This is a genomic window from Parabacteroides chongii (genome assembly GCF_029581355.1).
GTDB classification, from domain to species: Bacteria; Bacteroidota; Bacteroidia; order Bacteroidales; family Tannerellaceae; genus Parabacteroides; species Parabacteroides chongii.
Genome location: NZ_CP120849.1, coordinates 4,591,235 through 4,602,183, shown reverse-complemented (window position 1 = coordinate 4,602,183; position 10,949 = coordinate 4,591,235). Strand labels below are relative to the sequence as shown.

9 protein-coding genes are annotated in these 10,949 nt (G+C 44.5%); 7 read left to right on the top strand and 2 right to left on the bottom strand.

Translation table 11 applies throughout. The features are described from left to right. Window positions 1–217: 217 nt before the first annotated feature. Window positions 218–1,543: a PhoH family protein gene (locus P3L47_RS17435; protein WP_075559996.1), complete on the top strand. Its 1,326-nt coding sequence runs from the start codon at window positions 218–220 to the stop codon at window positions 1,541–1,543. 89 nt (window positions 1,544–1,632) lie between these two features. On the opposite strand, the gene P3L47_RS17430 is transcribed toward P3L47_RS17435, so the two are convergent. Continuing rightward, entirely contained in the window at window positions 1,633–2,745 is a 1,113-nt protein-coding gene (locus tag P3L47_RS17430) for a family 20 glycosylhydrolase (protein WP_277781577.1), read from the bottom strand. Between the two features lie 452 nt (window positions 2,746–3,197). Further along, window positions 3,198–3,701, bottom strand: a complete 504-nt coding sequence (locus P3L47_RS17425; RefSeq protein ID WP_075557600.1) for a GNAT family N-acetyltransferase — start codon at window positions 3,699–3,701, stop codon at window positions 3,198–3,200. A gap of 158 nt (window positions 3,702–3,859) precedes the next feature. On the opposite strand from P3L47_RS17425, the gene P3L47_RS17420 reads away from it, so the two are divergent. The 6 genes from P3L47_RS17420 to P3L47_RS17395 all read left to right on the top strand — a co-directional run bounded on the left by P3L47_RS17420 (window position 3,860) and on the right by P3L47_RS17395 (window position 10,944). Next, window positions 3,860–4,450 carry a hypothetical protein gene (locus P3L47_RS17420; RefSeq protein WP_122354516.1) on the top strand — a complete coding sequence of 197 codons (591 nt, stop codon included), beginning with the start codon at window positions 3,860–3,862 and terminating at the stop codon, window positions 4,448–4,450. 1 nt (window position 4,451) lies between these two features. Next, window positions 4,452–5,321, top strand: coding sequence for a DUF2764 domain-containing protein (locus P3L47_RS17415; protein ID WP_122360024.1), 870 nt, complete (start codon window positions 4,452–4,454; stop codon window positions 5,319–5,321). A 2-nt stretch (window positions 5,322–5,323) separates the two neighbouring features. Further along, the gene (locus P3L47_RS17410) at window positions 5,324–7,081 is read left to right on the top strand and encodes a V-type ATP synthase subunit A (protein ID WP_122354514.1); all 1,758 of its coding nucleotides are present in this window, start codon (window positions 5,324–5,326) and stop codon (window positions 7,079–7,081) included. Between the two features lie 8 nt (window positions 7,082–7,089). Then, window positions 7,090–8,409, top strand: a complete 1,320-nt coding sequence (locus P3L47_RS17405) for a V-type ATP synthase subunit B (RefSeq protein WP_075557596.1) — start codon at window positions 7,090–7,092, stop codon at window positions 8,407–8,409. A 94-nt stretch (window positions 8,410–8,503) separates the two neighbouring features. Next, window positions 8,504–9,127: a V-type ATP synthase subunit D gene (locus P3L47_RS17400; RefSeq protein ID WP_075557595.1), complete on the top strand. Its 624-nt coding sequence runs from the start codon at window positions 8,504–8,506 to the stop codon at window positions 9,125–9,127. Next, on the top strand, window positions 9,124–10,944 hold the full coding sequence (locus P3L47_RS17395; protein WP_277781576.1) for a V-type ATP synthase subunit I: 1,821 nt from the start codon (window positions 9,124–9,126) through the stop codon (window positions 10,942–10,944). Before P3L47_RS17400 ends, P3L47_RS17395 begins: the two co-directional genes overlap by 4 nt. Window positions 10,945–10,949: the final 5 nt, after the last annotated feature.

The following is a 10,949-nucleotide window of genomic DNA, read 5'->3' as shown; positions in this document are numbered from 1 at the left end:
ATTTTATTGTTTGTAAAAAATCATTGTACGGCAAATATACATACAAGATTTATATTTGAATGAATCGAGAGGGGAGATATTGTTATTTGGATAGGTTTTATGCAATTCGCCTAAAAACGGAATAAATTGGTCATTCAACTTTATTTTACCTTTTAAACTAAATAAGTCTCAAAAATGTTTTTAACTTAGAAGCGATAATCATTAAATCGAAATGATCATGGGAGCAAAGAAGAATTTTGTATTGGATACGAACGTTATCTTGCATGACTACAAGTGTATCGAAAATTTTCAGGAGAATGATATCTATCTTCCTATCGTCGTGTTGGAAGAGTTGGATAAGTTTAAAAAGGGGAGCGACCAGATTAATTATAACGCCCGTGAATTTGTACGCGAGCTGGATCTGATAACCAGCAATGATCTCTTCCTGAAGGGTGCTTCGTTAGGAGCAGGTTTAGGAACATTACATGTGGTAACCGGCGATAAGTATCAGGAAAAGATTGCATTGTCTTTCCCGGAAAAGACACCGGATCACCGGATTTTATCCTGTACACTTTCCGTTGCGGAAAAGAATCCGAAAGTACAGACTATCCTGGTAACGAAGGATGTCAATCTTCGTATGAAAGCCCGTGCTTTGGGTATTCAGGTGGAAGACTATATCACCGACAAAGTGGTCAATGTCGATATCTTTGAACGGGCACAGGATACCTATGAAAATATTGATCCTGACCTGATCGACAAGATCTATTCGACACCCGAAGGACTTGATGCGGATCTGTTTGAATTTAAGTCGAAACTGGAGCCAAACGAATGCTTTATATTAAAGAGTATACGTGCTTCTGTTTTAGCTCGTTATAATCCGTTTACAGGAAAGATAAAGAAGGTGGAAAAGAGTTCGAATTATGGGATACAACCCCGTAATGCGGAGCAGAGTTTCGCCTTTGAAATATTGAATGATCCGGATGTTAAGCTAGTTGGACTGACAGGTAAAGCCGGAACCGGAAAGACGTTGCTGGCCCTGGCTGCTGCCCTTAAACAGGCTGGGTTATACAAACAGATTTTACTGGCCCGTCCGATCGTTGCATTGGCGAATAAAGATATCGGATTCCTGCCGGGTGACGAGAAACAAAAAGTGGCTCCTTATATGCAGCCTTTGTTCGATAACCTGAATGTAATTAAGAACCAGTTTGCTCCGGGAAGCCAGGATGTTCGTAAGATAGATGATCTGCAGAAGAATAACCAGCTGGTTATTGAGGCTTTGGCTTTTATCCGCGGCCGTAGTTTGTCAGAAACATTCTGTATCATCGATGAAGCACAGAACCTGACACCGCACGAGATCAAGACGATCATCACCCGTGCCGGAGAAGGAACGAAAATGGTCTTTACCGGTGATATCCAGCAAATCGACTCGCCATATCTGGATGCTCAGAGCAATGGTCTGGCCTATATGGTGGATAAGATGAAAGGGCAGGAGTTGTTTGCCCATATCAATCTGATCAAAGGTGAACGAAGCCAGTTATCGGAATTAGCGTCCGATCTATTATAAATCGATGATTGTAATATAATAAAAAGAGGCCGGGCTTTTTAATAAGTCCGGCCTTACTGTTTATTAATTCCTGTACTTTATCAGGAAATCTATTTATTATCCATTTCTTTATAAGCCTCGATCAATCTTTTGATGACAACAGCCTCTGATATATCCTGTTGGTCTGTTTCCGGCTTATAATAACTTTCCAGAAAACGATCGGCACCTGACCATACGGTTTCGATAATACCCTGGAAACGGTTACTCATTTGAGAGCCGGATTGCTGACGGAAACGTTTCATGTCGTCCAATTGTTTGAGGGCAACTTCCGGTTTACGCCAGGGACAGGTGGCAACGTCGAATCCCTTCATGGCAAAGTATACGGCAGTCTGTTCTGGACGCTCGTAATGCCAGTCACAGATGAAAACCTCTTTGGGGATAAGGTCTATTGCACGGTAGGTATTATTCATGCTGGCTTCCCAGGCACCGATACCGGTCGTTTTTCCATCGATCAGCCGGTCGCCCCAAATCATTAACCGCTTGCCTTGCTGTGCTAGATGATTTTGTATTTTAGTCACTTCTCCTGCATATAATTCGGCTTTATCCCGGCCACTGCAACGGGGGCATTTATCATCGCCAATATAGAAAACTTCATCCATGCCGGCATGAAACAGATTGGTTTCGAAAGCGTCTGTCAGTTCGTCGACCAGGGCAAATACAACTTTATGAACATCGGGATGGAGCGGACAGTAGCTTTTGCAATATAAGCCATCCGGGTTAGGCCATCCGGTATAGTTCTTAGTGTCTACATGAGGCGTTTCATCGAATTCCGGATACACCCGAAGCAGGGCATAAGTTGTTTCTGCCCATGACTGATGACCGAGCAAATTTATCTGTGGAGCTATCCGTATGTTATGTTTCCGGCAGGTGGCGACAATCCGTTTTACATCCTGAAGCGTAAGCGGGTTGGGATCGCTTAATTCCGGATGCGATTTGTAGTCGTAATTCCAGTCTACCCGCAGAATAAGCAGATTGAAATGTCCGGGAGCCAGTTCTTCTTCTATAAATTTCAGGAAAAGGTCCATCTTCTGTACGGAAGGTGCAGCTATTGCCAGACCTCGGGTGGGGATAATGCTGTCTAGCGAGACTGTGCCCGTTTGAGCCAAAATACTATTGGTTGTCATACAGACCAGGAAGCATAAAATGGCGATGAAGTGTTTCATGGTATTTAAGTATTAAATTTGTTGGTACGAATATAATCAAATATATTGGATTTCGAACCTTTTTGTTTTAATAAATGAAGTGTTGTATAAGGTTGATATTCATGGAGATATAATACCTCGAAAAAAGACCGGTCTTTTGATTTTAAAAGTCCAGTCTTTTCTCTTTAAAAGTCCTGTCTTAACATTTGTAAAGTCCTATGCTTTTTCAGAGAGGGTATTTTCTCAAATTATTTATCGCCCTCCCTTTGTATTTATTATATATAATATTAATTCTATATTAAAGAGAGCTGCAACCACCGCTGTAATCATTACTGATCGTAACTTTACTATATGTCTTGCAAATCAATATTTTTGCAAAGTGACTTTCACGGGACTTAGGGTGGGACACTTCGGATGATAAATAATTAACGAATAAAAGTGATAATTTGTAAGTTCTATAGGCTTACAAATTATTAGTTGTCCACCTCCATCCGCATAATGTAATCATTCATATAATACCCATTACCGATATGGAAATCACGTGTTGCATGTTCATGGAACCCCATATGTTTATAAAAACCGAGAGCCGGGTTTTCGCGGTTTACATTCAGCTCGACAGTAAATGGTCCCGGATGGATACTTTTCAGGTAAGCAACGCCCTGTTCGATGATAAAACGTCCGATACCCGAACCATGCAAAGAGGGGAGTGAATAGATTTTCTGGAACTCGTACAAGTCTTTTTCTACCGTTTCGATAGAGAGATAACCTGAAGGCTCGCCGTCTTTGTAGATAATGAAGAACTCGTGATGAAGTTCATTCATTTGATTGAGAATACTTTCCGGGGCATACATCATCTCGAACATGTAGTCGAGCTGCTCGCGGGAGAGGATAGAGCCATAAGTAGGCTCCCATATTTGAGATGCCAAGTTTCTGATTAACAGGACATCATCTGTTGTCGTTTTTCTAATTGAGAACATATTATGCGAATTTTAGACGAGCAAAATTAAAAATTAATTTATAGCGTTTTATTTTTTAGCTTGATTTTACATTTATTTCAATGTTTATTCACAGAAAAGAATAACTTTGTAGGCGTTTAATATTATTGAAAAATACAATTTAATAAATATATATAGAAATGGATACAAAGATTCAGGAACTGACCGACAAGATCTACAAAGAAGGAGTAGAGAAGGGGAACGAAGAAGCTGGACGGATCATTGCCGATGCAAATGCTCAGAAACAAGCGATTGTTAGCGAGGCGGAAGCAGAAGCAAAACGTATTGTAGCAGCAGCGCAAAAACAGGCTGCCGAACTGAAAAAGAATACAGAAGCCGAACTGAAGTTATTCGCAACCCAGGCTGTAGAAGCGCTGAAGAGCGAAGTGGTAAACCTTATAACCGGAAAGATTACTTCCTCGAATGTGAAAGCGATCGTTTCTGACACTGCATTTATGCAGAAGGTGATCCTTGAAATGGCTAAGGAATGGGCTAAGAAAGAAGCGATCACTATCCAGACAGCCGATGCGGATGCATTAACTAAATATTTTGAAGCAAATGCCAAATCGTTGCTCGACGGTGGCGTGAAAATAGAAAAAGTAAGCGGAAAGAAAGCCGATTTTACCATTATTCCTGCCGACGGATCCTATAAAGTAAGTTTCGGGGAAGACGAGTTTGTTGCATTCTTTAAAGAATTCCTGCGTCCCGGGCTGGTAGAAATGTTGTTCTGATATGAGTAAATACTACTGTCTGATTGCCGGACTCCCTAATATATCATTGGATGATAGTAAGCTGACCTATTCCGTTTCTGAATTCAGAAAGGAGTTGGACGGTATTCTTACATCCCGTGATAAGAAGCTGGTAGACTTGTTTTTCCTCAAATTCGATAATAAGAACCTGCTTAGTTTCTCACAGCGTCCGGACAGTGACCCGGATGAAAAGGGAAGTATAACATACGACGAGTACAAAAGTCTGTTCGATGCTTTGAAGGATGGCGAGAAGCCGCCCAAGAACAAACAGATTCCTCCTTATTTCATAGAGTTCTTCAAACAGTATCTGGATAGCCAGAAGAAAGAGGAAAAGCAAACGATCTCCTGGGAAGACCGTCTGGCAGCCCTTTATTACGACTATGCGATGAAATGCAGCAACGGTTTCATCCGTAACTGGTTTGAACTGAACCTCAATATCAATAACATGCTGACCGCCATAACCTGCCGCAAGTATGGATTTGATAAAGCAGAATATATAGTGGGAAACAACGAGGTAGCCGAGGCTATCCGTACTTCCAATGCCCGTGATTTCGGATTGGGAGATGCGGTAGACTATCTGCCCGATCTGCAACGCATTGCTGAAGAGCCCGACCTGATGGCCCGCGAAAAGAAAGTGGATTTGCTGAAATGGAAATGGCTGGACGATAATACGTTCTTCAAAACTTTCGATATCGAAAGTGTGTTCGCCTACTTGCTGAAACTGGAAATGATCGAACGCTGGGTTACTCTGGATAGGGTGACAGGCGAGAAGACTTTCCGCGAAATAGTAGGAGCGATGAAGAAGGGAAGTGATAATGCGTTGGAAGAATTTAAAAGAAACAATAATAAATAATTATGGCTACGAAAGGAATTGTTAGAGGAATCGTATCCAACCTGGTAACCGTCGAGGTGGATGGGCCGGTTTCTCAAAATGAAATCTGTTACATTTCCGTAGGAGGCGTCAAGCTGATGGCGGAGGTTATTAAAGTAATAGGGAAAGATGCCTTTGTACAGGTATTTGAAAGTACACGTGGGATGCGTGTAGGTGACGAAGCCGAGTTTGAAGGGCACATGCTTGAAGTGACATTGGGGCCGGGTATGCTGTCGCGTAACTACGATGGTTTGCAGAATGACCTGGATAAAATGGACGGCGTGTTCCTGAAACGTGGTGAATATACATTTGCACTCGATAACGATAAATTGTGGGATTACAAGCCGCTGGCGAAGGTTGGTGATACAGTGACTGCCGGTGACTGGTTGGGCGAAGTGGATGAAAACTTCCAGCCTCACAAGATCATGGTCCCTTTCACGTTTAAAGGCACTTATACTGTAAAGAGCCTGGTGGAAGCCGGACAATATACCATCAACCAGACGATCGCTGTATTGACAGACGAAGATGGTAAGGATATCGATATTAATATGATACAGCGCTGGCCGGTAAAGAGAGCCATCACTTGTTATAAAGAAAAACCGCGTCCATACAAATTGCTGGAAACAGGTGTTCGTACAATCGATACGGTAAACCCGATCGTCGAAGGCGGTACAGGATTTATCCCCGGCCCGTTCGGTACAGGTAAGACAGTGCTTCAGCACGCTATCTCCAAACAGGCGGAAGCCGATATCGTGATCATCGCTGCCTGCGGTGAACGTGCGAATGAGGTAGTGGAAATCTTTACCGAGTTCCCCGAACTGATCGACCCGCATACAGGACGTAAATTGATGGAACGTACCATCATTATCGCCAATACTTCAAACATGCCTGTGGCAGCCCGTGAAGCATCCGTATATACGGCGATGACTCTGGCTGAATATTACCGTAGCATGGGACTGAAGGTATTGTTGATGGCGGACTCTACTTCCCGTTGGGCACAGGCCTTGCGTGAGATGTCTAACCGTCTGGAAGAACTTCCGGGACCCGATGCGTTCCCGATGGACTTGTCTGCGATCGTGGCTAACTTCTATGCCCGTGCAGGTTTCGTTCATTTGAATAATGGGGCGACAGGTTCGGTAACCTTTATCGGTACGGTATCACCCGCCGGTGGTAACCTGAAAGAACCGGTAACGGAAAATACGAAAAAGGTAGCCCGTTGTTTCTACGCTTTGGAGCAGGAACGTGCCGACCGTAAACGTTATCCGGCCGTAAACCCGATCGACAGTTATTCAAAATATCTGGAATATCCCGAATTTCAGGAATATATCGCTAAACATATCTCTCCGGAATGGATCGACAAGGTAAACGAGATCAAGACCCGTATGTTGCGTGGTAAGGAAATTGCCGAACAGATCAACATCCTGGGTGACGACGGTGTACCTGTAGAATACCATGTTACTTTCTGGAAATCGGAATTGATCGACTTCGTGATCCTGCAACAGGATGCATTCGACGCGATCGATGCCGTGACACCGCTGGCCCGTCAGGAATTTATGCTGGACAAGGTGGTGAAGATCTGTCATGCGGAATTCCGTTTCGACACCTTCCTCGAAGTAATGGAATATTTCAAACAGATGATCAACATCTTCAAGCAGATGAACTATTCCGAATACGAAAGCGATCAGTTTAAGAAGTTCAACGATCAACTCGACGCCCTGCTCGCAGAGCGTATGGAAAAATAACAGAACGTATGGCAACAAAAGCATTTCAAAAAATATATACGAAGATTACCCAGATCACGAAAGCTACCTGTTCGCTGAAGGCAACGGGAGTTGGGTATGACGAGCTGGCTTCCGTAGATGGCAAGCTGGCACAGGTGGTAAAGATCATCGGCGACGAGGTTACGCTGCAGGTGTTCTCCGGTACGGAAGGTATCCGTACGAATGCCGAGGTGGTATTCATGGGCAAAGCGCCTACACTGAAAGTAGGCGACCAGTTGGCCGGACGTTTCTTCAATGCGTATGGCGACCCGATCGATGGTGGTCCGATCCCGGAAGGAACGGAAGTGGAAATCGGTGGCCCGTCTGTAAACCCGGTTCGCCGTAAACAGCCGTCAGAACTGATCGCTACGGGTATTGCCGGTATCGACCTGAACAATACGCTGGTAACCGGACAGAAGATCCCGTTCTTCGCCGATCCTGACCAGCCGTTCAACCAGGTGATGGCGATGGTAGCCCTGCGTGCCCAATCGGATAAGATCATCCTGGGTGGTATGGGGATGACCAACGACGACTACCTGTTCTTTAAAAATACATTTAGCAACGCCGGTGCACTCGACCGTATCGTGAGCTTCATCAATACAACCGAAGACCCGTCCGTAGAACGTATCCTTATTCCGGATATGGCGCTGTCGGCTGCTGAATACTTCGCCGTACAAAAGAATGAAAAGGTGCTGGTATTGTTGACCGACATGACCAACTACGCGGATGCCCTGGCGATCGTATCGAACCGTATGGACCAGATCCCGTCGAAAGACTCTATGCCGGGTTCACTTTATTCCGACTTGGCAAAGATCTACGAAAAGGCGGTACAGTTCCCGGCAGGTGGTTCCATTACCATTATTGCGGTAACGACTTTGTCCGGTGGCGATATCACACACGCCGTGCCTGATAATACCGGTTATATCACCGAAGGCCAGTTGTATCTGCGCCGTGATAGCGATGTCGGTAAAGTAATTGTCGACCCGTTCCGAAGCTTGTCACGTTTGAAACAGCTGGTAACAGGAAAGAAGACACGCGAAGATCACCCGCAGGTGATGAATGCTGCCGTTCGTCTGTATGCCGATGCTGCCAATGCAAAGACCAAGATGGAGAATGGTTTCGACCTGACGGACTACGACAACCGTACACTGTCTTTTGCAAAGGATTATTCGGAAAAGCTGTTGGCTATCGACGTAAACCTCGACACAACCGAAATGCTCGACGTGGCATGGGGCTTGTTCGGCGAATACTTCAAACCGGCGGAAGTGAATATCAAGCAGGAGTTGGTAGACAAATACTGGAAAAAGTAAGAACGGTCCGAAAACCGTTCCATTCGGATGAAAAAAGAATTTCTCTCGGAAGAAACCGGAATTCCATCCGAAAGGAATTAAAAAACGATATAATATGGCAATAAAGTTTCAATATAATAAAACCTCTCTTCAGCAATTGGAAAAGCAGCTGAAGATGCGCGAGCGTTCCCTGCCTACGATTAAAAGCAAGGAAAGTGCGTTGCGTATCGAAGTGAAGCGGACCAAGGATGAAGTGACAAAATTGGAACTTCAGCTGGAAAAAGAGATTCAGAGCTACGAGAACATGGTGGCTTTGTGGAACGAGTTCTCTCCCGAACTGATTGCGGTGAAGGATGTGACACTCTCTACGAAGAAGATTGCCGGTGTGATCGTTCCTGTATTGGACGAGATTCAGTTTGAGATCGGACATTACAGTCTCTTTAATTCCCCTGCCTGGTTTACCGATGGTGTCGAGCTGCTGAAGAAGTTGGCGCGTACCGGGATAGAAGCCGAGTTTTCGGGAATGAAGTTGGAGTTATTGGAGCATGCCAGGAAGAAGACCACTCAGAAGGTAAATCTCTTTGAGAAGGTACAGATCCCCGGCTATAAAGATGCGATCCGTAAGGTGAAACGATTTATGGAAGACGAAGAAAGTCTTTCCAAGTCGTCACAGAAGATCATGCGGGCTAACCAGGAAAAGCGTAAAGCAAAAGAACAAAAAGAGGAGGCTGGCGTATGATAGTAAAAATGAGTAAATATGCCTTTATGGTATATCACAGGGAATATGATTCGTTCCTGGCACAATTGCGCGAACTGGGTGTCGTGCATGTGAAAGAGGGCAAGTCTATTCTCGATAATGCAGAACTTCAGGATATACTGGCTATACGTAAGCGTGTCAACTTGTTAATGCGCTTTTTCAAGAACCTGAATTCAGGAACGAAGGACCTTCAGTTGGCTCCGGCCCGTGAACTGGATAAGAAAGCGGGACTGAAGTTGATCCAGAAAATAGAAGAATTGCAGGATAAGAAAGTGCAGCTTCAATCTGTCAAGGCATCCCTTGAAAAGGATATTGCTTATATGGAGATCTGGGGTGATTTCAGTTGGGCTAATTTCAATCGTCTGAAGAAGGCTGGATATGATATTACGTTCTGGACTTGCCCGACGGCTAAATATGAACCGAAATGGGGTGATGAGTACAATGCTGTATTGATCAACAATTTCCAGTCGGTTACTTATTTCCTTACTATAACGAAAGTCGGTACGACGATCGACATAGATGCGGAGCGTCCGAAGATGCCGGATAGAGGCTTGCAGAAATTAAATGCGCGTCTTGACCTGTTAAAGCAGGAAATGAAGGTATTGGATGCTGAAATGAAAAAACTGGCAGCGTCTGATTATAATACGCTCGATTTGTTTGACAAGAATTTGCAGAATGAGTTCAATCTGTCGAATGTGCTTGTGCAGACTGATCGTCAGGCAGGCGATAAGTTGATGTTGCTGGAAGGCTGGGTGCCTACTGAAAAGGCGCAGGCAATGGAAGAAGCTCTTGAAAAAGATGGCTATTTCTATCAGGCATTGGAGATCGAAGAGGGGGATAAAGTTCCTATCCTGCTAAAGAATGGTAAGTTCGCCAAGTTGTACGAACCGATCACGCGGATGTTCTCTTTACCTAACTATGGCGAGTTTGACCCGACACCGTTCTTTGCACCGTTCTTTATGTTGTTCTTCGGACTTTGTTTCGGAGATGGCGGATACGGATTACTGGTAATGATCGCTTGTACGATCCTGAAACGGAAAGTCAATCCAGATTTCAAACCGTTCCTGAGTCTGTTCCAGTATCTCGGACTGGCGGCACTGATCGTCGGTACTTGTACAGGATCGTTCTTCGGTATTGCTTTGGTCGATATACCGGCTTTCGCATCGGTGAAAGATTACTTCGTTTCGAGCGATAACCTGATGACGTTCTCGATCATAATCGGATTGGTACAGATCCTGTTCGGAAAGACGATCGCAGCACTGAAGATCATGTCGCAGAAGGGCAAGAAATATGGCATTGCACCGTTGGCATGGGTATTCATTATCCTGGCATTATGTCTTGTTTTCGGTTTGCCGATGCTGGACGTACAGTTACCGGAAGTGGTGAAAAATGTCTTCTTGGTGATAGCCGGCCTGGGATTGCTTGTCGCTTTCCTTTACAATACACCGGGTAAGAATATCTTCCTGAACTTCGGTACTGGTCTGTGGAATACCTATAATATGGCTTCCGGACTGCTGGGTGATACATTGTCTTATATCCGTCTGTTCGCTATCGGTCTGACCGGTGCGATCCTGGGTGGCGTATTCAATTCGCTGGCTGTAGATATGACGGAAGGTATGAACATCGTATTGCGTGTAATCTGTATGTTGCTGATCCTTTTGGTCGGACATGCAATCAACATCGGTCTGTGTACCATCAGTTCACTGGTTCACCCGCTCCGTCTGATCTTCGTAGAGTATTATAAGAATGCAGAGTTCGAAGGTGGCGGTAAGGCTTACCAACCTTTCAAAAAAGCATAAACAAA

Coding starts and splice junctions, on each gene's coding strand:
- P3L47_RS17425 (WP_075557600.1), bottom strand. CDS start 3,701: ATGTTCTCAATTAGAAAAACGACAACAGATGATGTCCTGTTAATCAGA.
- P3L47_RS17420 (WP_122354516.1), top strand. CDS start 3,860: ATGGATACAAAGATTCAGGAACTGACCGACAAGATCTACAAAGAAGGA.
- P3L47_RS17430 (WP_277781577.1), bottom strand. CDS start 2,745: ATGAAACACTTCATCGCCATTTTATGCTTCCTGGTCTGTATGACAACC.
- P3L47_RS17405 (WP_075557596.1), top strand. CDS start 7,090: ATGGCAACAAAAGCATTTCAAAAAATATATACGAAGATTACCCAGATC.
- P3L47_RS17435 (WP_075559996.1), top strand. CDS start 218: ATGGGAGCAAAGAAGAATTTTGTATTGGATACGAACGTTATCTTGCAT.
- P3L47_RS17400 (WP_075557595.1), top strand. CDS start 8,504: ATGGCAATAAAGTTTCAATATAATAAAACCTCTCTTCAGCAATTGGAA.
- P3L47_RS17395 (WP_277781576.1), top strand. CDS start 9,124: ATGATAGTAAAAATGAGTAAATATGCCTTTATGGTATATCACAGGGAA.
- P3L47_RS17410 (WP_122354514.1), top strand. CDS start 5,324: ATGGCTACGAAAGGAATTGTTAGAGGAATCGTATCCAACCTGGTAACC.
- P3L47_RS17415 (WP_122360024.1), top strand. CDS start 4,452: ATGAGTAAATACTACTGTCTGATTGCCGGACTCCCTAATATATCATTG.